Below are 22,042 nucleotides of genomic sequence, written 5' to 3' on the forward strand. Positions count from 1 at the left end.
AATCCTGCAGTGCATGTGTGGCGTGTAGCTTCACCACAGACTTAATATGAGCCTCTGGGCGAAAGCCGTGCCCGTTGACCCCATCAGGAACAGAAATCCGAGTAGAGCGCGGATCCTCAGTGTGCGCATCGGCCTGGACAGGTTGATATTTGGCAGCTCCGGAGGAGAGACCTCCCCAGTCCCCGACAGCGGAGATCAGTCAACCGTTACCGTTGCCGTCACGTCCGGCTGGTCGGGCTGGGGCACGACGATGTCGAGCGTGCCGTCTTCGAAGGGCGGGGGCACGTCGTAGGTCGCGTCGAGTGGCACGATGGCCATGGTGCAGAAGCCCCCGGTCCGGTGTCGGACGATAGGCGTGAGCGTCACGGTGCCTGCCGGGCGCTCTTCCTTGATTCGGTCGAGCGAGTAGCATCCGTTGGGGCCGACGGTGCCGTAGAGGTCAACCGATAGGGTGTCGGAAGGCGCGATTCGGGACGGCACCTCGATGCTATCGACCTCGGCAACGACGAATTCATCCCGGCGGTCGTCGACGTTGGCCCCCGTCGAGCAGCCGAAGCCCCCGCCGATGAGCACAAGAACCCCGGTGAGGAGAAAGGAAAGCACAACGTGGAGAGAGCGCGTCATTCTAGACAATGGAATTCATTCGTGATCTGTCGATAATACCGGCGGAACCGCTGGGCTCCTACCCGTTGCTTTCTGCGTCAGAGGCCACGGGTGGCAGTCGTGCAGCCGACCTCCCGGATCGTGCGGCACACTGCCGGTCTCCAGCGTGCTAGCGGCGGTTGATGCTACGGACCTCGATCGGGGTCCCGGTCATGCAGATACACATGACGTCGGGCCGACGCACCGCTCGTACTTGCACCTCAATCCCGTCCGATCGGAAGGAGGGCGGCACGCCCAGGGGCATGTACGATGCCGTGTCGGCCCTGAGGCTCCAGCATCCCCCCTCAACCTCCACGTACTGAAGGGTCCCCACAATCTTCATTGTCTCCGTCGTGTCCCCAACGACGACCCGATCGGAGGGAGCACTCTCAAGGGCGTCGCACGCCCCCAGTCCGGCGGCCAGCAGGAGCAGAGCGAGCGCAGTGGTGCAGAAGGAGCGCAGCATCGCAGGGGCAGGAGATTATTCGCGGTTCGACGACGTGCTGGCAGGGCCGTTTTCTCGAGTGATTCAGCCCGTGCCACTCCTCCTACACCTGAGTCCATCGCGATGCACAGTCTGGAGCTCCGCGCGACGCGATCCATGCGGGGACCTGCCCTACGCCCCTCCCGGCACCTCCACGCGCTGTCCGCCGGCCGCGATCGACGCATAGATGGCCTCGATGATCTGCAGGTCGCGCAGTCCCTCTATGCCGGCCACCCGGGAGGTCCGATCGTCGAGAATGCACCGACCGAAGGCGTCCATCTGCTGGGCCTGCTGGTTCACGTTCGACAGGTCCATAGCTCCCCTGTGCGTGCGTCCCTGAAGGCCGCCGTAGCCGTAGGCGGGCCGCAGTTCAAACCAGCCGTCGGACGTCGTTGCGTAGAGCCGGTTGAAGCTCGCGTTGTAGCTGGTGCTGCCGTTCATCCTCGCGCCCCCGGGAAACTCGAGCTGGAAGAAGACCGTCTCGTCGACCTCATCGAAGATGTCGGGCCGCGTCGTGTACTCCTGCGCCGTGACGGCCACCGGCTCCTCACCGGTGACGTAGCGCCCCGCCTGAATGGCATAGATGCCCACGTCCACGAGCGCCCCGCCGCCCGCCATCTCCTTGTTGAGGCGCCACTGGATGTGCGGCTGGCCCGTGGCGGAATCGGGGATGTGGAACCCGAAGCCGTTCTGCATCGCCGTGACGGAGCCAAACGTCTCGTCCTGGCCCAGCTTCATGACCCGCTGGTGGTGCGGCGTGAACTGGAGCCGGTACCCAAGCGAGAGCTTGCAGTCGTTCTTCTCGCAGGCGTCGATCATGGACCGGCACTCCGCGACGGAAGTGGCCATCGGCTTCTCACAGATGACGTGCTTGCCCGCCTCGGCGGCCCGGATCGTGTACTCGGCGTGCATGCCGTTGGGCAGCACCACGTAGATCACGTCGATGTCGGGATTGTCGGCGACCTGGTCGAAGGTCTCGTAGTCGTAGACGTTCGACTCGGGGATGTCGTACTTCTGCGTCCAGGTGTCGGCCTTGGCCGGGGTGCCCGTCACAATGCCGGTCAGCTCACAGATCGAGGTCTCCCGCAGGGCAGGCCCCAGCTGCCCCGTTGCGTAGTTGCCCAGCCCGACGAGGGCCACGCCCACCGACGGACGAGACCGCCCTGCCGCCTGCCCAGCGAGCGGGCCTGCGGCGCTCGCCAGAGCCGCCCCGCCCACGCCGCGGGAGACCGTCTTTAAAAAGTGGCGGCGGGAGGAGGGAGGCGTCGAAACCCAGTCAGCGGAGGAGTCCATGACAAAAGGCGTGCTGATGATTGGAGGCATCCGACGTCCGCTGTTTCGTCTCGCAACGCAAGCGCCGCGCGTGGGATTCCAACGGGCCGGACGTCCGAGAGGGCACGTCCTCTACCGCCGCGCGTCGAGTCGGGACTGGAGGGCCGGGTAGTCGATCTTGGCGTTGTGGCGCCGATCGACCGGCATCGCGTCGAGCGTGACGGCGGCATCAATCGGTTCAGGAAGGGCCTCCCGGAGGCGGTCGAGGGACGGAGACGTTTCGCCCGGTGGGGGCTCCACTGCGAGCACGCGATCGTCCTCGTGGGCAACGTACGCGGCGCGTTGGACGCCGGACAGGAGCCGGGCGGCACTCTCGACCCCAAACGGATAGACCGTACCCCGTTCATCGTCGATCCGGGCGTGGCACCGCCCCATCAGCCAGAGGCGGCCCTCCTCGTCCAGGGAGCCGGCGTCGCCCGTCCGGTGCCAGCGCGTGCCATCCACCTCGAACTTCGTCTCCTCGTCGCCCACCCCGTCGAGATAGCCCGGCAGGACGTGGGGCCCCGCCACGACGATCTCCCCGGTCGTGCCCGGCGAACAGCACGCCGCCTCGAAGTCCGACGCCGAAAACGGACCGATCGGCGTGCCCCACTGATCGGGCAGGATGCGGAGCGCCACGTCGTCAACCGGCGACCCCACGAGGAGGCCCTCGCCCTCGTGCATGGCGGCCCAATCGTCATCGCGGATCGCGTCGACCGCTACGTGGGCGATGGGTTCCGCCTCCGTTGAGCCGTAGACGGCAAGAATCGTTGTGTCCGGAGCGGCGTCCTGGAAGCGCTGGAGCGTGTCGGGGAAGAGCGGGGCCCCACCGGTGGCCACGCAGTCGAAGCCATCCAGGGCGTCGGGGGTGGCGTCCAGCAGGCGCTCGTAGAAGGCGGGAGAGCCCCCCGTTCGGGTGGGCCGCTCGCTCCGAATTTGCGCGAGCAGCGGCTCCGGGTTCACGGCGGCGGGCCGCCGGAGATCGGCGTCGGGGAGGACGGTGGTGAGGCCGCGGGCCAGGTTGGCGAGCACGAAGATCGGGAGCGTGGCGAGGTCGACCTGCCCCGGCTCCAGCGACAGGGCGTCGCGCAGGGCCGTGTACTGGGCGTGGAGGTGGCCGTGGGTCCGCACGGCGGCCTTCGGGGGGCCGGTGCTGCCGCTCGTAAACGTGAGGAGGGCCGGCGTGTCGGTGTCCACGGGGGCCCAGTCATCAGCGGGCACGTAGCGCCGGTGCGCCTGCCAGCGGGTGGCGCCCGGCATCGGCCACCGGCTTGTGACGAAGGCCGTGGGAATGCGCCAGAACTCCGACGCGAGGAGGCGGAGCAGATGCGCCTTCGGCGGGCCGATGACGGCGTCGGGCGGGCGGCGCTGGCAGCAGGCCGCCAGATGATCGCGTCCGGCCGAGGCGTCCGGCACCATGGCGACGATACCGCGTCGGAGAAGCGCCGCTACCGCCACGTACAGCTCGATCGACAGGGGCTGGAGGAGGAGGACCGCGTCCCCGGGATCCAACCCCTCATTGCGTAGGAGCATGGCCGCCTGCCGGGCGCGCTCGTTGAGCTCCCCGAACGTGCACACGCGACGATCATCGCCCTGGCCCTCAATGAGTGCAGGGGCGTCGGGGCGGCGTTCAGCTTGTTGCGAAAGGAGGCGAGCGACGTTCACCGCGATGCTGGTTGGTTGTAGATCACTGATGACTGAGCGACTCTTGGCACTTGGGGAGTTGCCTCGGTCACGGAGGCAAGACACAAGTTCGCGGGCCATGAGAACGCTGTTTCGGCCCGGAGAATTCGTTCCTCGCGTGTGGAACATGAGCCGCACGGCAGGAGGCCGCACGCCCGGTGATTGCTGAGGAAGTTCGACGAAGTCAGAGCTCTTGGCCGAAGAGGGTATACCGCCGGATCACATCCCCGTAGTGCCGGCTGATGCGGCGCGAGCGGTTCGTCTCGTGCATGAGGGCGTGGACGGCGTGTTCGTAGCCCTGCTGGCGGGCCCGCCACTGCGCCTCGGCCAGGAGCCAGCTTCCGAGGCCCTGCCCGGCCACGTCGGGATGCACGGCGAGCGTCTTGGCGACGACCGTGTCCACCGTCTCGTCCCGGGCGGCCTGGTGCTGATCAGGCACGAGGAATGCGATGCCGACGAGCCGGTCGTCCGGCGTCTCCACGAGGCGGACCAGGGACGGATCAATGGAAGGCATCAACCCCTGGTACAGCCGAAGAAACGTCTCCTCTGCGATTGGGGCATACAGGAAGTTCGCCGCAAAGCTATCCGTCACGAGGCCGTACAGCCGCGACAGCTCGGCCTCGGCCCGCTGGGGGTTGAGCGGGCGAACCGTGACGTCGAGCGGCGGTGAGGCGGGCGGCTCGGCGTTTAGCTCGGGGGCGTAGGCCGACACGTACTCGGCGAGGGAGGAAAACCCGTTCTCGACGAAGTGCTCCGGGTAGGAGGGAGGATGGGTCGGCTCCAGAAAGAAGGGCGGCCGGTCCGTGCCGCCGGTGACGAAGCGGTACGTAAACCAGGTGGCTCCATCCATGGGCCCGATGGCGTACGTGCAGCCGGCGTCGCGCAGGCGCTCCCGGGCGCGCTCCAACAGCGTGCGGGCCACGCTGGCATCCGCGGCGGCGTAATGACCGACGAGTCCGACGGTGTGGTCGTCGTAGGCCGGCGTGTCGGTCCACCACAGACTGCACCGGGCCCGGCACGATCCGTCGTCGTTGGACAGGGCGAGATGCGTATCCGGGCTGTGCAGGGCCACTGTGTCGGTCGTAAGGCGCGACGCGCTCGGCGGACCGCTGAGGGCGGCGATGGCGGGGGGGGCTTGTCGTTCAATCATGGTCCGGATCGGAGGCGCGATACATTCCAAGGAAAAGTTCTACAGGAGTCCCCACTCGGCGGGAGCCCGGAGCCGCTCGCTCAAAAGCAGAATCGGAACGCCCAGGGCCGACGTAGCCGTGACGAGCAACGCTCGCCGTGCGTGGGTCAGAAACTCAGACGGGGCCTCCTCGAAGACGCGCGGCCACTGCATGTACAGGAATGCAGTGAGCAGCACGACCCCCACGAGGCCCCCCGCCAACGGCAGCACGTGAATTCCCAGGCCGTCAACGAAGAGCAAAGGGAGGAAGAGGGCCCCGCAGCTCTTGAGCGTGCTGCCCCCCAGGATGCGCCCCGTCGAGAACGGGTGGGGATACGAGCGTAGACGCTCCACCCCGATGAGGCCGAGGTATCCGGCGTACGCCAGCGTATAGGGGTAGAGAAGGGACCACTGCGCCGCGGCGACCGACAGAAAGAGCCACCCGAGCCCCACGGAGGCAACCCCAAGCACGTTGTGGACCGTGTGGAGCGTGGGCGGGCCTGAAGTGGTTTCATCCACGCGGGCGGAGCTCGGCCAGAGCACCGTGTACCCGAAGTAGAGAGCAGCAGGGGCCAGGAGCCACTGCCACCCGCCGATCGTCCACGTTACGACGCCCACGAGCGCCGCCGCGAAGGTCGCGCTGCGGTCGAGCGTCGTCTCGCGGTGCCAGACCGACGCCAGAGCAAAAAGGGCCGCGATGGCGACGAGTCGGGCCGCTAGCTCGGAGGCGCCCATTGTCATGTGAGTCGCCAGCAGTGCGTACCCCCCAATGGGGACGAAGAGATTGTCGAGGCCCCGCCACGCGATGGCTTCGAGGAGCATGACGAGGAAGCCCGCAATCAGCGCAATGAGCAGCGACTCCAAGCGGCCTGTGTCTGTGGCGAGGAGCACCGGAATGTGGACACAGAAGAAAGCAACAAGGAAGAAGCTCGCCGATCCTTCGCCGCTCTTGACCCCCTCGCTCGTGCGGTAGAGGGTCTGGCCGTAGTACATGCCCGCGAGCGCGGCGGCCGGGTCGGCGAGGCCGAGGAGCAGGATGGGCACGCCGTACAGAACGGGATCGCCGCCCGAGAGCCCAAAGAGCAGAACAACGGCGGCGGCGTAGTAGATCTCGCCGTACGAGTGCCGGCCGACGCTGTGGAGCACGGCGCCGAGGGTTTTCTGGAGGACCGGAACCGTGCGAAGCGCGAGGAAGGCCCCGACGGCGAGCCCGCCCAGCAGAGCCACGGGCCAGAATGCATCGAAGAGTCCCGGAAAGGTGAGCGTGACACCCCCCATCAGCACGTGGACGCCCTTGCGGGTCGCCTCTGAGTTGAGGTCGTACCTCGCCTGTACGATCCGCAGCCCCACGAAGATGGCCCCGAGGGCCACGAGGACCAACACAATTCCAAGCCATGGGGAAGAGGGCATAGCAAGCCGAAGAGTGGAAGGTCGAGGGAGGGTTCGCGGAGCAGGGGCGAGCGTTGCGGATCGTGGGGGTGACGAGGCGGGGAGACATCAGGCGGTGACGTCCTCCAGAACGAAGTCGCCGTAGAAGAAGGTCTTGTCGCGGGCGTGAAGCTGCTCGGCCCGGGTGCGGCGCGGCGTGAGGCGGTCGGCGAGGGCGTCGGGACGGTGGCGCGGAACGAACAGGTTCCAGTACGCGAGCCGGGCGCCGGGACGTCCCACCGTGGCACACCGCGCAAGGAGCCGCCGGTAGTGCGTGTCGCTCACGTATTCGAACATGTCGCTGAGGTTGAACGCATCGATTGTATTCGGGGTCGTCTCGTCCAAAAAAGCTTCAAGCGAGGTCTGGTGCCATTCGAGCCGGTCGAGCCGCCCGCGGATCGTGTCGAAGTGTTCGGCGCGGAGGGCCAGCGGGCGGGCCGTTCGGTGGCGTCCGGTGAGGATCCACTGCAAATACGGATTGGCGGCCGGGTCGAGTTCGACGAGGGCGTGTCGGCTCCGCTCAAGGAGGCGATCGGCCACGCGTCCCTCCACGTGGTCGAAGAAGCTGGGATCGCGGCCCAGCCGCCCCATCACGAACTGCGAGAAAAAGACCCGGAAGAGCAGGCGCCACCGCCAGTGGTTCCACGCCTCATCGTAGAAGGCCCGCCGTTCGTCTTCCGAGCGTCCCTCCCGCAGCAGACGACGCACCCGCTCGGTCGATTGCGTGAGCGGGAGCACGTAGCGGCGAAAGAGCCGGAAGTAACGCTCGAACCGGCCCACCGCGCCGATGCCCCGGTCCACGAGGTCGAGCCGCTCGTCCCAGAACCGGGTCGCCTCCGGGGTTAGCTCGAGGCGGCACCGGTGGTAGAGCGCCCGGCGGCGCTCGCTCGGGGCCGATCCGACCAGCTCCAGCAGTTCGGAGTGCGACAGGGTGCGGTAGGCGGCCACGCGGAGGGCCAGGCATGCCAGCTGCGCCGCGCTCACGTCGATGGCCACCACCCGCTCGGGGTCCTGCGTCAGCAGGGCGAGGGCATTGTCGCCCGCCGAGGCGATCGAGAGGCACACGTCGCCCGGCTGCACGTCGAGGCCCTCGACCAGCACGTCGGCGTCCTCCCAGCACTGGGCGTACCGGATCTGCGAAAAGTCGGCCTGGACCTCAGGAGCGGTCGATGCGTCGTCCACGTCGGGCATGATAAATCGGGGCTAAGAGGAGAGGGCGCGAGGGTCATTCGTCGTCGGGGCCGTACAGTCCCACCACGACTGCCGGCAGCGTGAGGAGGTCGGCCGCGAGGGCCGCCGCGATGGCCACGCTGGACAGCAGGCCGAACCAGACGATAGACGTGATCTGGGCGAGGCAGAGCACCAGGACCCCCCCGGCGAGCACGCTCGTCGTGATGGCCATTCGGGGGCCCGCTTGCTGGGCGCTCGTGCGGAGGGCCGCCACGGGCGAGGAGGCCCCGCGAGCCGTGGCGTACCGGTGGAGGAGGTGCACGGTGTCGTCGACCACGAGGCCAAGCACGATCGCCGCGATCGTCATCGTGGCCACGTCGAGCGGAATGCCCATCCACCCGATCAGCCCGAGCGCCAGCAGAACGGGTAGGCCGTTCGTCAGCAGCGAGAGGGCCACCGCCCGAACGGAGCGGAACAGCACGCCGATCACACCAAGGACCACGAGCAGGGCCAGTCCGAACGAGCGCACCAGGGAGTTGCTCAGCAGCGTCATCATGTGGACGTAGAGGGGCAGGTAGCCGGCGGGCCGGACACGCACGTCGTGCGGAAAGGCTGCGGCGGCGCGCACCGAGTCGATGGTTCGCTGGATGCCGTTGGCCGAGCGAATGGGCATCCCAAACGTAACCCGGAGCTGATTGGGGTGTGCCCGCAGGTCTTTGAGATACGGAAACTGGTCCTGTCCAAGCTGAACGAGCCCCCGCAGTCGCGTGGGGCTGGACGGCACCGTTGGCGCGCCATTGGGCAGCGCCGCGTGGAGGCGCCGCAGGGCATCGACCGGCGACCGGTGCCACTGGACGGCGCCGGTTTCCGTGGCGCGTTCCTGCCACCGCCCCACGGCCCGCAGAAGCGTCGGCTTCAGCATCGACGAGTCGGCCTCCACGACAAACTCAAGTGGGGCGTACGGACCGATCTTCTGCTCGATGAGCCGGGAATCCTGACGGACCGGGTGGTCGGCAAAGAAGTAGCCGATCGGGTTGGTGTCGACCGTAATGAGCCGGAGCCCCGCCCCGGCCACGAGGACGACCAGGGCCGTGCCCACGAGCACCGGCCGCCAGCGCCGGAGGCCAAGCCCGACGGTGCCGTCGACAATCCGCTGCAGCCCCGAGCCGGCGGACCGGTCGGGCAGCACTGCATCGTGCGGCAGTGCCGCCGCGCATCCGACGAAGGCCACGAAGAGTCCGAACAGAACGCCCACCGCACTGAACAGCCCGAGGCCACGGACGATCGACATCGAGCTGGTCGTCAGCGAGGCAAACCCGGCCGCCGTGGTGAGGGTGGTGACGAGACACGGCGTGGCAAGGGCGCTCAGGGTCTGCACGGTTCGGGCACGGGGCGAGAGGGCGTCCGGGAGGTCCGCCGCGTAGGTCAGCAGGTGCACGCAGTCGGCCGTGCACACGACGAGCACGAGGGTCGGCATCACGAGCGTCAACATGTTGATGTCCCGCCCCGCAAGCCCGTACGCGCCCATCAACCAGACTGTCGCCGCGCCGACCACGCCCATCGTGAGAAAAACCGGGGCGACCCGGCGGAAGTATCCCCAGAGCAGCAGGAAGATAAGCGCGCTCGACGCGAGGACGAGAAGGAAGGTGTCCAGGGTAGCCGCCTCGTTCAACGCATTCAGGATGACCCCCGTGCCCGCAAGATGGACCGATGCGTCGAGTGGCGCCAGTTTCTGCCGAATCGAATCGAGAATCGCGCCGCGTCGCCCATCGATCCTGGCGTTGCGCTGCATGCGGGCGATTACTGCCGCCATCGTTCCGTCCGGACCCACGAGTCGAGCGTAGGTCGAGTCCTGGAGGACGTGGGTCCGGAGCGCCCGGGCCTGCTCTGCCGAGAGCGATCCGGGGGGCACGAGGGGCACCAGTTGGGGGCCGGCCAGCGTCGTTTGCGTGCGGCGCTGAGTGGTCAGCGAGGTCACCGACGCCACGCCGTCGACCGAGCGCACGCGCTTGGTGGCGGTGCGGAGGATCGACATCCCCGTCGGCGTGAGCATCCCGTCGGGGCGACGCAGCCCGATGAAGACAATCTCGTCGTTGCCGTAGGTCGCCTGGAACTCACGGTAGTCCGCCAGGACCGGGTCGCCCTCCGTAAACCAGTGCTGAACGGCAGTGTCCACGCCCACCTGGAGGGCCGGGACGACGGCGCCGATCGTGAGGAGCGCCACGACCGCCAGGGCCCACCGGCGCCAGGCGTAGAGCGCCGTGGCGAAGCGATCTGTCCAGCTCGATGCGTCAGGCATGACGGCGTCGGCGTCGTGGTGCGTGGAGAGTACTGCGTGAGGAAAATGCGTCGCTTAGCGTCGATCCGCCGAGTGTGCGCGGTGGCGCGCCATGCGGGCGTTACGAATCGGCGTCGACACGCCGGACGGTGCCGGCATGTCCGTCCACCTCCACGACGTCGCCGTCCTGCAGCTGATCGGTCACCCCCGGGAGGGAGACGACGGACGGCAGGCCCATCTCGCGGGAGACGATGGCGGCGTGGGAGAGCAAGTTTCCGTGCTCCACGATCAGCCCCGTCGCCGCGGCAAAGAGCGGCACCCAGCCCGGATCGGTCCGCTCGGCCACGAGGATCTCGTCGCCGTCTAGGGTCGCGGCTCGGGGATCCGTGACGACACGCACCGGGCCCCGCACCGTACCGGGGCAGCATCCGGTGCCCGACCACTCCCCGTCGGACGCGCCGTCGTCGGCGGACTCGGAATCCTCCGGCCCGGCGGACGGGTCTGGGAGGAGATCGAAGGCGTGCACGGCCCCGTGGGTGCGGAAGCGGTCCGGGGGCGGCGGGGCCTCGCGGTACTCGTCAAACTCCTCGCGCCGAGCCTCCACGAGCGCCGGCAGGTCGGTCGTCGAGGCCGTGCCCTCCACGATACCCAGCAGCTCCCCCCGCTCCAGGTAGAACACGTCCCGCGGATCGTCGAGCCGGCCGTTGGCGGCGAGGCGACGACCCATCTCCAGAAAAATCCGGCGGGCCACGCCGAAAGCGCGGGTTCGTTCGAAGCGCAGGGTCTCGCGGGCCGCGATGCGCTCGCGGGCGTGTCGGAGCGTCCACTTCGTGATCCACCGCCGGAGGGGCTGTCCCGAGAGGGCCTCGTCGAGGGCCTCCTCAGCCTCCTCCCGCATTCGCTGCTCGGTGGTCCCCGGTTCCGGCACGTCCTCGGTCTCCAGCCGCCGCGCCAGCGCGCCCACTGACCGCCAGAGCGAGAGGGGATCGTCCCGCAGCGTGGGGCTCTCCAGCTTGAGCTCATCGAGACACCGGTCGCTGAAGCGGTCCAGATACGCCTCGTACTCCGCACGGAGGGCCGGGCGATCGTCGAGCGCCCCCTCAATCTCCCGCAGCGACCCGTCGAGGAGCGTCTCGGTCAGTTCCCGGTCGCCGGTCACGTGGTCGGCCATGGTGCGCATCCGACGGGCCGGTTCAGTGCTCACGAGGGCCCCGTGGCCGGTGAGCAGGTGATTGTGCCGGTCGGCCGCGGGGCCGCCCCAGCGCTCCACGGCCCGCTTCGAGAGCCCGAAGAAGATCATCGCGAAGAAGTCGTTGGCGATGGGCACGTCCCAGCGCGCGAGCAGTTCGTCCTCGAGGGTGCGGTAGAAGGCCGCCAGTTCGTCGAGGCGCATCTGCTCCAGGCCGGGCGACGGCGGGTCGAGCGTGCGGTCGAGCAAGTCGTAGAAGTCCTCGATCCGATCGTCGATGCGAACGTGATAGAGAATCAGGTGCAGGGCCGACCACACGAGGCGCAGCGCGTCCCAGATCTTTTCGCCGAGCGACGCGGCCTCGCGCTCCGGCAGCAGTGCCTCGGGCAGCCGCTCGCTCACGCCCATCATGTCCTCCATGAAGGCGCGGTTGAAGCGGAAGCCGGGGAGCAGGGCGAGGGTCTGGTACCAGCTCAGCAGGTTGTAGTAGATGCGCCCCCGGATGAGGCCGATCATGGTGCGGAAGGTGTCGGCGTGGGCCTCAATGGTGGCTTCCGGCACCCGCATCACGCGCAGGAAGCTCTGGTAGACGGCCTCGTAGGCCCGGCGCGCAAACGTGAAGGTGAGGGGCGTGGTGACGCCGCTGTAGCTCTCGGCGATGTTGCTGTTGTCCCACACGCGGAGGGGCGCGTCGGGATCGGGCTGGCCGGCCAATCCGGTGATGGGACGGGCCTGGAGCAGGTAGAGCGTGCCGTCGGCCCAGGCCCACTCAATGTCCTGCGGGCGGCCAAAGTGACGCTCGGCCCGACGCGCGAGGGCGGCCACGTCGGCGGCCTCTTCGTCGGACAGGGTGGGGGCTTCGCCGTCCGCCTCACTGAGCGTCGTCTCGCGCAGGCCCGACGCCGCATCCTGATCCAAACGGTGGGCCGTGTGCTGGCGACGGATTGTGCGCTCGATGACCTGGCCCTCGCGGTCGACGTGGAACGTGTCGCCGTCCTCCGTGCCGTCGACGAGCGGGGTCCCCGCGCCCCGCACGGCGGCCACCACGCTGACGCCCCGCCGCCCGGACGAGGGCTCCGCCGAGAACGCCACGCCCGCCCGGTCCGGGGTCACCATGCGCTGCACGACAACGGCGGGGGGCGGTGGCGGCCCGTCGAGGCCCTGCGCCCGCCGGTACTCGAGCACTGACCTCTGGAACGCCGAGCGCCACACGTCGGCCACGCGGGCGGGCACCTCGTCCGGCGGCACGAAGAGGTAGCTCTCCAGCTGCCCCGCAAAGCTCTGCTCGGCGGCATCCTCCTCCGGCGCCGACGACCGCACGGCCAGCGACAGATCCGTCTCCGCCCCAGACGTATCGAACGTATCGGCCATCGCGTCGGCCAGGGCCTCCTGAACGGCTGGGGTCGGGGCGACCTCCTCCAGGTCCGCCGCGGCGAGCCGGCCCGCGTCCAGGGCCTCCCGCTGCGTCCCGGACAGGCTGTCCCGGAAGGCTGCGGGCGTTACCGCGAACCAGGACGGCACGGGAAAGCCGGCGTCAGTGAGGGCGCGGAGCGACGCCGCCTTGCCGCCCAGCGTCGGCGGATCGGCCTCAGTGCTAGGGGTCCAGGTGTAGGGCGTGTGCAGGGTGGTTTTTGTGGGCATAGGTCTGAGTGTCTCTAGGAAATAAGGGACGAAAGCCGCCCCGGATCGGTTGATGAATTTGGAGATGGAGGCATAGGAGGACGGAAGTCCCAGCCCGAACGATGGACCTACGCGACCAGGAGGGGCAGCAGGCCCATCGCCCCGTAGCTGGCCAGGAGCCAGACGCCCGAGCATAGCTCAATGGGCTCGGCCCGGTCCGGTGTCGGATTCTGGAGAAAGCGCCCGGCGAACAGGCCGGCGCCGACCGCGACGAGGGCGAGCACGCCTGTCGCCCAGCGGCCCGCGCCCACCTGCCCGGCGGCACCGATGGACAGGACGCCCGCCGCCGCAATCGCCAGGCCCCACGCCGTGACGGCTCGCGGCCGGCCCCAGCGCTTGCTATACGTCTCGACGCCCTCCTCTTCGTCCTCCGGCGCGCGGATCTTGCGCCCGAACTCCAGCACGAGGCCGTTGACGTAGCTGGCCGCGAGGAACCAGCCAATCGTGACGGGCGGCCCGGCGCCGCTCCCTGCCCAGTCGCAGGCCATCGCCACCAGGGCGATGAGCGGGAGGATGACCATGTGCGAGGCTGTATAGAGCCCGAGCCGCTGCTCCAGCCAGTCGCCCGCGAAGAACTCGACCGACATGAGCCCGAAGTACACCCACGCCCCCAGCAGGACGAGCGTCACCTGTGGGTCGAGCCAGAGGGTGAGGCCGAGTTGGACCGCCGCCGTGCTGGCGCCGAGCACCCCCAGTTCGCGGAGCGAGACGAGGCCGCGCGGCACCGGGCGGTAGGGCCGGTACGTGGCGTCCTTCTCCGCGTCCTTGAACTCGTCGGCGATGCGGAGCAGGAGGAAGAAGCCCAGCGCCACGACGAACGCGACAAGGCCCGCCCGCCAGCCCGGCAGCGCCGCGCTGCTCCGGAGGAGAGCCGAGTGGTACAGCGCGCCGAGGCTGAAGACGGCGACGAGGGGCCCGTTCACGGCCAGGGGAAAGCGCTCTTTTTGGTAGGTCCACCATCGGTGCATGTCGGGCGGTTGGCTGTTGCAGAAGAGAATGACTATGGACGTCGCGGTGTCGGACCGTGCATTCTTGTGCCTATTGGGGCAGCCGGACCTGCAATTCGAGGGACCAGCCGAGCATGTTGTCGCCCGGATTCACGTTCGCATACCCGTGTACACCGACACCGACATATCGGAGCGGGGTAAAGAACACCTGTGCGTCGAGAGGCACCCCGAGGGTAATGGATCTGGTTCCGGGGTCGTCGGGGCGTTGGCCCCCGACCACTGTGGCCCCGCTTGCGACGGAAAGGTGGCCCCATCGTCCTTGTTCGAAGAGACCGACGAGAGGACCAGCATCCCAAATTGCGGCGACAGGACCGGTACTCAGAATGTTCAACTCTTTGGTTTGCGTGTAGCGCCCGCCGACAAAGACGCGATCCCCGACAGGCGCGCCTCCCGTGACACTTGAAGCGAGTCCCGTTCTCCCTATCCCAACCCCCCCATTCAACCACCCGTACCGGTGGGTTGCCTCGTCACTGCCGGAAGCAGACTGCTGCGCCGAAGCGGGAAGCACCCCTGCGCTCACTGCAAGAAGGCCTGCGAGCAAGAAGAGGCAGGTGAGAAGCCGATGCTGGGTCGTTCGATTGAGAGGGAGAGCAAACATGGCGACTGTGGGATTGACCGATGAACGGAACGCGATGAAGGGTCCCGGAGCAGTTCCCGCGGCGCTGCGTCCTCATGAATAGGTCGCGGGCTCCCTACAGACCAGACACGTCTCTGTAGAGAGCGGCCATGTCCGGTCTTTCAAGTCCCAGTGTCCGGTGTATCTTGCATTCCTGCTCGGCGTACATTCGGGCGGGGCGCGGCCCGGAGACCACGTCCCTGCGTCGCTCAGGGAGAATCCTCGACCGCGGTCGGGCGTCGTGCCTAAAATGCTTCGCCGAGCGAGATGTAGAGCTCGACCCCCGTCCGGCTGTAGGCCACGTCGAGACGCCCGTGCACCCCATCCTCCGTAAGCCGGAAGCGGCCCCCGGCCCCGACGGCCGCCTCCACTTCGTCGAATAGATCCGCCCCCACTCGAGGCCCCACCTCGCCGACGGACGCAAAGACAGTCCCCTTGAGGCGCCAGAAAAGCGGAAGCCGGTACTCGGCCTGAAGCGTCCAGTACACATCGTCCCGAAATCGCCCCTCGCGGTAGCCGCGCATCCGGTCGGCCCCGCCCAGCAGGGGGAGAAGCTGGAAGGGCGCCTGCCCGAGGGTCGCCTCGGCGTAGGCCTGCGCGGCCACGACTCCGCCCCCCGCGGACCGATAGCCCCGAAGATCCGCCGTCAGGCGCCCGAAGGTATAGTCGCTGCCCCACACCGCGGAATGCCAGGTGGCTGCCGCTTCCGCGTAGGCCCCCGTCGTCGGATAGTAGATGTTGTTGCGGGCGTCCCAGAGGGCCGACAGCCCGACGCCTGCGTTCACGCCCCCGTTCGCCCCCGGCACGAGACCCTGATCGATGAGACCGCCTTCCTCGGGATCCGTGATGGTGCCCGCCCGCACGAACAGGCGGGGCCCCACCCGCAGGTTCGGGCCCAGACGGCGCTGCGCGGCGAGGTCGATCCGACCGTAGCGGGCGGTGTACGACTCCTCGGCGGCCCGCGGGGTGTCGCCTCCAATGTCGTAGAAAACGTTCGGAAACGTGGTTGCCAGCAGCTCGCCCTGCACGCGCCACCGGCCCTCGCTCACGTAGAGCTCCGGCTCAATCTGGGCGGTGAACTGCCGGCGCTGGGTGCCCTGAAGCGTCAGCTCCACGCTTGACGGGGAGCGGCCGGGGGGCGCGGAACGGTAGTAGCCGACGACGAGCCCCCCGGCGATCTTGGTGGCCGGGGCGTACGAAGCAAACGGAAGCAGGAGCCAGTCGGCGGTCTGCTCGTCCGCGGTCGCAGAGGTGTCCGCCGCCGAGCGGTCGGTTGTGTCCGCCGGTTGGCCCTGCGCCGCCCCGCCGAGAAGGCCGGCGACGAGCAACATGAGGACGATGCGTCGCATGAGAACGGCGGGCCTGGGAAAAGTGTAGAGAACCGCACAGCTCCGTCTCTTCGGGGGAAGGAGGAGACATGGGAGGAACGTAGCGGAAGCGACTGTCGGAACCGCAATCAACGCACCTGAACGGAGACGCGGAGCGCGAGTCCCACCTGCTCGCCCCGCGGTCCGACGGTCGGTGCCACCCGGGCGCTGATGCCGTGAGACTCGTTGTAGTCCTTCGCCGAGTGCCAGGCCGTGACGACGTCGTAGATCGCATGCAAAGACACTACATAGAGCATCACATTCGCGGCGGTGAAGCCCGACGGCTCGCCCCCTGCATGGACCTGGCCGAGACCGGCAAGTCCAAAGACCCCGGCAAGAGCAAATCCGCCGGTCCGCAGGGCAATGCCACGCCACGCGTGCTCGGCATTGTCCGCGTAGAAATGACCGGCCGACGGCCCGAAGAGGGGAGTGAGCAGAAAGGTCCCCCCCGCCGAATACAATACGGCCCGGACCGGCGACTTTCGCTCGACGGAGGCAACGGATCGAGGGGGGTTCTCGGGGTCGGTCGTATCGACCGCGGCGGAGTCGGGCTGCTGGGCCGAAACGGGATCGACCCCCCCTGCAATGAAAAAACCTGCAAGCAGGACGGGGCAGACAAAACGTCGAGATCGCGTCGCTTGGATGAAGGAAGGAGCAAACATGACAACGCGCGGAATTGGCCGATGAAAAGGACGCGATGAAGGAACGCGGAGGGGCTCTCGCGACGCCGCATTCTCATGAATAGGCCTCATCACCTCGACAAACCAGACACGCACCCGTGGAAGCCGGTGTGTCCGATCCGTCGGGGGCGTCCGGTCACGGATGCTCGGCTGCTCGGCGCCGGTTCGCCGGAGGGAGGGGTCGGGGCGCCGCCTGGGCAGAGTCGGCCTCGGGGGAGGCGGGCGAAAAGCGATAGGTCTCTCGCTGTCCAGTGGATCTTCCGACAAGTCCTCCGAGGAGGGCACTGGGCCAAATCAACGCAGCGCCCACCATCAAAAAAGAAATACCTTCGAGTAGACCATCGGATGATCTCGCTCCTACAGCTCCAATCGTAAACGGCAATGCACCGCCGATTCCGGCTCCCACCAGGGTGCCCGTGGTACTGCTACGATCCAAAACCTGTACCCTCTGGACGGCCGAGGTGGAAAACGCTCTCTCAGTGCCCGACGGCGTGACACCAGACGTCGAATCGTCCCCTACGTACAGCCTTTCCAGCTTCAGCGTGCGCCCATCATGGAGATGAACGCGGGCAGGCTCTCCTGTGGCCGCTGCGGTAACCCGACCGTATCCCTTTGTGTCTCGTGTCACCTCGTGGGTGGAACTGCATCCAAGAACCGACAGGACCAGCGCTCCCAGTAGCAGCGGGCGCACCCAGGCGCCGATTCCAGCCGCCTGAGAAGAAAAGAACGACGGAATGGAGGTCGATCGGCTGTACAACATGGCGCGTGCGATTGTAATGGCGCGCGCGATTGTACCGGATTCGGTTCGTCGAAAGGAAGGCCGCGGGCTGAGGGGCCGTCCCCGCGAGGCCGCACTCTCTACAACGCGATCCCTGCCTCGACAAACCAGACACGATCCCGTAGACATCGGTCATGTCCGGGCCTTCAGGCACGAGGGCGGATTTGTCGTCCTCCCTCGGCGCAACCCCTCCCTGCGGGCGAGGCGAGTGTCGCTGCCCCCCGGCTCAAAACGTGGCTGTGAGCGTCACACGGGGGACAACCTCCCGCTCCGTCTCTGCGCCTCCTGGAACACGTGCCATGGTTGGCCCCACGTTGAGGTCGAGATTGAGGGACGAGGTCCCATCGGCGGCCCGGTTCCGGGCGTCTCCCTCCAGCACGGCGTAGGTAATGCCGAAGCCAGCGGCCGAGCCGAGCGCCTGCACGACGGCCACTAGGTCCCCATCCCCGGTGCCGGACGTGATGGCCCCTCCTAGAAGCGACCCGGCAATGGAGCCGAGGCCCACGAGGCTGCCCTGGGTGCCCGTAAAGTCCCGACCCTGAACGAGGTAATTGCCCAGCACCGCGCCTCCGACCGTCGATCCGGACAACAGAAGGGCACTGGCTCGCGGGCTCCCGTCGTCCTGAAGCGACAGGAAGGAACCCATGAGGTTCGTCGCCTGCAGGGCCGTCTGTCCGTACACGCGTGCGTCGCCGTCGGTGTACCGGTCCGTGCGCCCCAGACGGTGGCCCAGATAGGTGCCGCCAATGGAGCCCAGCAGAGACGTTCCGGCCAAAACCCGAGACACCTCGTCGACCTCCGGCTCCTCTCCCAAAATGGCTCCGCCGATGCCTAACCCGACGAAGTTGCCCCCGAGCCCACTGTAGCTCACCATCTCGGCGTGTCCTGCCGTCCAATCGTTGCGCCGGGCCACCCGGTGCCAGAGTGCCCCCTCTAGGGCACCGCCCACAGCGGCGAGGCCCGCCGTGCCTCGTCCGGACAGGTCCTCTCCCCTCAACACGCCCATCACCTGTACCGCGTGGGCGTAGCCCTGCAGGCCACCGTAGAAGATCATATCGGCCTCTGCCTCGGAGACAGGTCGGTTCTGGGTGGCCAGGAGCGGCACGAAGAAGCCCATCGCCCCACCCGTCAGCGTAAGGGTCGCCGCCCCACTGCCGTCCGTGTCAAACGCGCCCGCCAGGAGTCCTCCCTCGATGAGGCCGTGGAAGGTTGTGGCGGCGATGAGCTCGTAGCGCCCCTCTTCCAGTCCCGGCGAAAGCCGAGTCGTGCCGGACATCCTCTTTGTGATGCGTGCCCGGAGGTTCTCCACCTCCGCAGGGGTGAGGGACCGGCGCTCTCGGACAGAGCGCCCGTTCTGCGTCTGCTGGATGACGATCTCGTAGGCGCCGTCCTCTGTCCGGAACAGTCGTGCCTCCTGGAAACCGGTCACCTCCGGGAACAAGCCCATCTCCTGCCGGAGGTCGGCATCGAGCACGTAGAGCGTGCTGTCGCGGTCGAGCGGGACCTGCACGTCCTGGGCCGCCGTGGGCGACCCGGCGAGCCCCCCGAGGAGCGCGAGAAGAACCAGGGTCCGCCAGCACAAGCACATCTCCGAGAGGCCCATTGAGGAAAGCCTTCCGCTGCCACGACGCGCCAACACGGTGCGAAGGAGGGATGTCACGAGGCCTCCCTTCGCCGTGAGAGTTCGAGGGACAACCTTCCAAGTGCCTGCTGTATAGAACATGTCGGGGAGTCGAGATTGGTAGGATGATCGTGTCGGGGTACTGCACAGATCCAGCCGCTGCCAGTGGCCGCCGCGGTAACAGCGTCCCTGCGAGACCGCACTGTTTATAACGCAACACGTGCCTCGATAAACCGGACACGACCCCGTAGAGCCCGGCCATGTCCGGTCCTTCAGGATGTGAGGTCCGGATTGTCGGGGCGCTCCGCTTCCTGCTCGGCGTACTCGGTGGGCGAGCAGCCGAAGGTCTCACGGAAGAGGCGCGAGAAATAGCTCGGGTCTCGGTAGCCGACGGCGCCGGCCACGTCCGAAATGGTATCGGCGCCCTCCTCCAGCAACGACGCAGCGTGTTGCAGGCGCCGGGTGCGGATGAAGCCCGACGCTGAGAGGCCGGTAGTGTCCTTGATGCGACGCCGAAGGTGCCGGGCGCTCAGGTCCATCTCGTCGGCCAGCCAGTCGACCCCGAAGTTGCTGTTGTCGATGTGCGCGTTGACCGCTTCGTTGAGCTGTTCAAGAAAGTTCGCCTCTTCCGACGAGATCGACGCCTCCTTCGGCTCCATCCAGTCCGGAACCTGGACGCGGTCCTGCACGATCTGGCGAATCTCGATCAGGTTTTCGACCCGGGCCTCCAGCTCTGCGGGGTCAAACGGCTTGGACACGTACGCGTCAGCCCCGGCCTGAAGTCCAGACAGGCGGTCCTCCTGCCGGGCGGTGAGCAGAATCACCGGCAGGGGCCGGAGCTGTTCGTCCTCGCGGATGGCCCGGCATAGATCGATTCCGTCGCGCTCGGGCATGACGACATCGCTGATGACCAGGTCCGGGGGACGGTCGTGGAGACGGCTGAGTCCCTCCTCCGCGTCGCTTGCCGTCCTGACGCGGTACTGCGTGCCGAGCAGGTTCTGGAGGTAGCCTCGTATCTCGGCCTCGTCGTCCACGACGAGCACCTCGGGGGCCTCCTCGTCCGCGGCGGTCGGCTCGTCGGCAGGGACCTCGTCGGCGGGCACGCGGGCCTGCGCCTCCGTCCAGGGGGCGAGGTCAACCGTCCGGTCGTCGGAAGCCGTTGCACTGGTCGGGTCGGCCTGGTCCCCTTCCGCGACGTGCTCGTCCCCCAGTGGCAGGAGCACGGTAAACTCCGTCCCGAATCCTTCCTCGCTTTCCACCTCCAGCTGTCCGCCGTGGCGCTCCACGAGGGCCTTCGTGTGGGCCAGCCCAATGCCCATCCCGACCCACGAATCTTCTTCCGATGTCGCCGATGCCTCGGGGGAGGGCTCGCCCCCCGCCGGGACGGCGCTCTCGTGTCGCTCGAACACACGGGTCCGGATGGCGTCCGGCAACCCAGGTCCGGTGTCGCGGACCGCAATCGCCGCGTGGCCGTCGCGGCGGTGGAGGCGAACCCGAATCGTGCCTCCCTCCGGGGTATACTTGATTGCGTTCGACAGCAGGTTGGCCAGGATGGCCTCCAGCCGATCAGGGTCCGCCCACACCTCGAGGCCGTCGTCCTCCATCTCCGTCTGGAAGGAATGCCCCTCCGTCTCAGCCCAGTCCCGGAACGGAACGGTGATGCGGCGCACCAGCGCCCCGAGGACACAGGGCTGCACGGAGAGGGCAAGACGCCCCTCGTCGAGTTGGGCCAACTCCAGGAGCTGATTCACCAGCCGCCGCATCCGGCGGGCCTGGGCGTCCAAGGTTTCCATCCGGTCGTGCAGTTGGGGGGAAAGGGAGCCGAGGCGGCCCTCCAGGGCCTCCCGGAGAGTGCCGAGAATGAGAGTAAGGGGCGTCCGGAACTCGTGGGAGACGTCCGCGAAGAAGCGGCTCTTGGCCCGCTCCAGGTCGGCCACCTGCTTGTGCAGGCGCTCTGCTTCCCGCCGCGCATGGTGCTGGCGGTAGCGGATCGAGTAGAGGAGGGCCGAGATGCCAGTGACCACCACGATGACGAAGCCCATTCGGACCAGATGGCCCGGCGTCACGAGCCCCGGCTGCGACGCCGCGGTGCCGGGCAGGCCGTAGTGCCCGATGCCCGCGAGGAGGGCCATCAGAACCCCTCCCAGAAGTAGGGCCTGCCAGGGCCGATACGGAATGGTGGCGACGGCCAGAAGGTAAATGAGGATCAGATACTCGATGGCCAACATGCCCCGGTAGGCATCGGAGATCAGCGCCACGACCGCGACAACCGCCGCAATTGCACCCCCCGCCATTCGTGCGACCGACAGGCGACACCGGGTCCACCCGATCCAGACGGCTGCGCCGCACAAAAGCGTGCCTACCGCCTCGTCCCAAAGCACGAAGGCCTCCGGCGAAGCGGAGGGGCTGGTGTACCACCACGCGACCGGACGCCCGAGGAGCACCGTGTTGACCGGAATCAGAATGAGGAGCCCGACGAGCCCGAGCGCGCCACCCCACTGAAGACCCGTGCAGGCGAGCTGGGCAAGGGTCACGCGGAAGGCACGATCCGCCTCGAATGCACTCGGCTTGAGAAAAACACGTCGTGCTCGCTCAAGGAAATTGGTGCGTTCCATGGGGGCCACTGTCTTTTAGCGACGGGGGGCCGGGGGAGGTGGACCTGGCGTGCCGGTGGTCCTTACCGCGCCCTACTGGGAGGTTTGGGAGCGAACTGCGCCCGAACGACCGGATGGTATTTCAATGCTCCCAACCTTTACATTGAAAATGTTTCGTTCCTCAGCATCATACACACATTCCTGTTCCTCGTGTGCCGTTTTCAAGCACATCCCGTCCGCTGGGGCGCCGGGCTGATTCTGGTCGTCGGCGTGCTGTCCCTGCTTTGGCCTCTGCCGTCGTCCGTCGCACCGGAGGCCCGTCGGACCAGCCTGGACGTGACCGCTC

15 protein-coding genes are annotated in these 22,042 nt (G+C 67.7%); all 15 read right to left on the bottom strand.

What is annotated here, in order from left to right:
- Window positions 1-195: 195 nt before the first annotated feature.
- The 15 genes from ABEL04_RS02650 to ABEL04_RS02720 all read right to left on the bottom strand — a co-directional run bounded on the left by ABEL04_RS02650 (window position 196) and on the right by ABEL04_RS02720 (window position 21,717).
- Window positions 196-624, bottom strand: coding sequence for a hypothetical protein (locus tag ABEL04_RS02650; protein WP_375800830.1), 429 nt, complete (start codon window positions 622-624; stop codon window positions 196-198).
- Window positions 625-772: 148 nt separating this feature from the next.
- A complete protein-coding gene (locus ABEL04_RS02655) occupies window positions 773-1,108 on the bottom strand; it encodes a hypothetical protein (RefSeq protein WP_375800831.1) in 336 nt (111 codons plus the stop codon).
- Window positions 1,109-1,258: 150 nt separating this feature from the next.
- Window positions 1,259-2,419 carry a Gfo/Idh/MocA family protein gene (locus ABEL04_RS02660; RefSeq protein WP_375800832.1) on the bottom strand — a complete coding sequence of 387 codons (1,161 nt, stop codon included), beginning with the start codon at window positions 2,417-2,419 and terminating at the stop codon, window positions 1,259-1,261.
- A gap of 111 nt (window positions 2,420-2,530) precedes the next feature.
- Window positions 2,531-4,102, bottom strand: coding sequence for an AMP-binding protein (locus tag ABEL04_RS02665; RefSeq protein ID WP_375800833.1), 1,572 nt, complete (start codon window positions 4,100-4,102; stop codon window positions 2,531-2,533).
- A 202-nt stretch (window positions 4,103-4,304) separates the two neighbouring features.
- Window positions 4,305-5,270: a GNAT family N-acetyltransferase gene (locus ABEL04_RS02670; RefSeq protein WP_375800834.1), complete on the bottom strand. Its 966-nt coding sequence runs from the start codon at window positions 5,268-5,270 to the stop codon at window positions 4,305-4,307.
- A 39-nt stretch (window positions 5,271-5,309) separates the two neighbouring features.
- Complete coding sequence (locus ABEL04_RS02675) at window positions 5,310-6,698, bottom strand: hypothetical protein (protein WP_375800835.1); 1,389 nt, start codon at window positions 6,696-6,698, stop codon at window positions 5,310-5,312.
- Between the two features lie 87 nt (window positions 6,699-6,785).
- Window positions 6,786-7,907 carry a DUF3419 family protein gene (locus ABEL04_RS02680; RefSeq protein WP_375800836.1) on the bottom strand — a complete coding sequence of 374 codons (1,122 nt, stop codon included), beginning with the start codon at window positions 7,905-7,907 and terminating at the stop codon, window positions 6,786-6,788.
- Window positions 7,908-7,941: 34 nt separating this feature from the next.
- The gene (locus ABEL04_RS02685; protein ID WP_375800837.1) at window positions 7,942-10,185 is read right to left on the bottom strand and encodes an RND family transporter; all 2,244 of its coding nucleotides are present in this window, start codon (window positions 10,183-10,185) and stop codon (window positions 7,942-7,944) included.
- 100 nt (window positions 10,186-10,285) lie between these two features.
- Window positions 10,286-12,994: a PEP/pyruvate-binding domain-containing protein gene (locus ABEL04_RS02690; RefSeq protein WP_375800838.1), complete on the bottom strand. Its 2,709-nt coding sequence runs from the start codon at window positions 12,992-12,994 to the stop codon at window positions 10,286-10,288.
- A gap of 107 nt (window positions 12,995-13,101) precedes the next feature.
- Window positions 13,102-14,001 (bottom strand): UbiA family prenyltransferase, encoded by a 900-nt coding sequence (locus ABEL04_RS02695; RefSeq protein WP_375800839.1) that lies wholly within the window; start codon window positions 13,999-14,001, stop codon window positions 13,102-13,104.
- 70 nt (window positions 14,002-14,071) lie between these two features.
- Window positions 14,072-14,638 carry a hypothetical protein gene (locus tag ABEL04_RS02700; RefSeq protein ID WP_375800840.1) on the bottom strand — a complete coding sequence of 189 codons (567 nt, stop codon included), beginning with the start codon at window positions 14,636-14,638 and terminating at the stop codon, window positions 14,072-14,074.
- Window positions 14,639-14,901: 263 nt separating this feature from the next.
- Entirely contained in the window at window positions 14,902-16,005 is a 1,104-nt protein-coding gene (locus ABEL04_RS02705; RefSeq protein ID WP_375800841.1) for a BamA/TamA family outer membrane protein, read from the bottom strand.
- A gap of 107 nt (window positions 16,006-16,112) precedes the next feature.
- Window positions 16,113-16,685 carry a hypothetical protein gene (locus ABEL04_RS02710; protein WP_375800842.1) on the bottom strand — a complete coding sequence of 191 codons (573 nt, stop codon included), beginning with the start codon at window positions 16,683-16,685 and terminating at the stop codon, window positions 16,113-16,115.
- 1,022 nt (window positions 16,686-17,707) lie between these two features.
- Complete coding sequence (locus tag ABEL04_RS02715; RefSeq protein WP_375800843.1) at window positions 17,708-19,069, bottom strand: hypothetical protein; 1,362 nt, start codon at window positions 19,067-19,069, stop codon at window positions 17,708-17,710.
- Window positions 19,070-19,374: 305 nt separating this feature from the next.
- Window positions 19,375-21,717 carry a response regulator gene (locus tag ABEL04_RS02720; protein ID WP_375800844.1) on the bottom strand — a complete coding sequence of 781 codons (2,343 nt, stop codon included), beginning with the start codon at window positions 21,715-21,717 and terminating at the stop codon, window positions 19,375-19,377.
- Between the last annotated feature and the right edge of the window lie 325 nt (window positions 21,718-22,042).

The sequence above is a fragment of the Salinibacter sp. genome (genome assembly GCF_042218895.1).
Taxonomy (GTDB): Bacteria; Bacteroidota; Rhodothermia; order Rhodothermales; family Salinibacteraceae; genus Salinibacter.

Bases quoted from the DNA above. Each gene is read 5' to 3' on its own strand.
- ABEL04_RS02650 (WP_375800830.1), bottom strand. From the start codon at position 624: ATGACGCGCTCTCTCCACGTTGTGCTTTCCTTTCTCCTCACCGGGGTT.
- ABEL04_RS02655 (WP_375800831.1), bottom strand. From the start codon at position 1,108: ATGCTGCGCTCCTTCTGCACCACTGCGCTCGCTCTGCTCCTGCTGGCC.
- ABEL04_RS02660 (WP_375800832.1), bottom strand. From the start codon at position 2,419: ATGGACTCCTCCGCTGACTGGGTTTCGACGCCTCCCTCCTCCCGCCGC.
- ABEL04_RS02670 (WP_375800834.1), bottom strand. From the start codon at position 5,270: ATGATTGAACGACAAGCCCCCCCCGCCATCGCCGCCCTCAGCGGTCCG.
- ABEL04_RS02675 (WP_375800835.1), bottom strand. From the start codon at position 6,698: ATGCCCTCTTCCCCATGGCTTGGAATTGTGTTGGTCCTCGTGGCCCTC.
- ABEL04_RS02680 (WP_375800836.1), bottom strand. From the start codon at position 7,907: ATGCCCGACGTGGACGACGCATCGACCGCTCCTGAGGTCCAGGCCGAC.
- ABEL04_RS02685 (WP_375800837.1), bottom strand. From the start codon at position 10,185: ATGCCTGACGCATCGAGCTGGACAGATCGCTTCGCCACGGCGCTCTAC.
- ABEL04_RS02690 (WP_375800838.1), bottom strand. From the start codon at position 12,994: ATGCCCACAAAAACCACCCTGCACACGCCCTACACCTGGACCCCTAGC.
- ABEL04_RS02695 (WP_375800839.1), bottom strand. From the start codon at position 14,001: ATGCACCGATGGTGGACCTACCAAAAAGAGCGCTTTCCCCTGGCCGTG.
- ABEL04_RS02700 (WP_375800840.1), bottom strand. From the start codon at position 14,638: ATGTTTGCTCTCCCTCTCAATCGAACGACCCAGCATCGGCTTCTCACC.
- ABEL04_RS02705 (WP_375800841.1), bottom strand. From the start codon at position 16,005: ATGCGACGCATCGTCCTCATGTTGCTCGTCGCCGGCCTTCTCGGCGGG.
- ABEL04_RS02710 (WP_375800842.1), bottom strand. From the start codon at position 16,685: ATGTTTGCTCCTTCCTTCATCCAAGCGACGCGATCTCGACGTTTTGTC.
- ABEL04_RS02715 (WP_375800843.1), bottom strand. From the start codon at position 19,069: ATGTGCTTGTGCTGGCGGACCCTGGTTCTTCTCGCGCTCCTCGGGGGG.
- ABEL04_RS02720 (WP_375800844.1), bottom strand. From the start codon at position 21,717: ATGGAACGCACCAATTTCCTTGAGCGAGCACGACGTGTTTTTCTCAAG.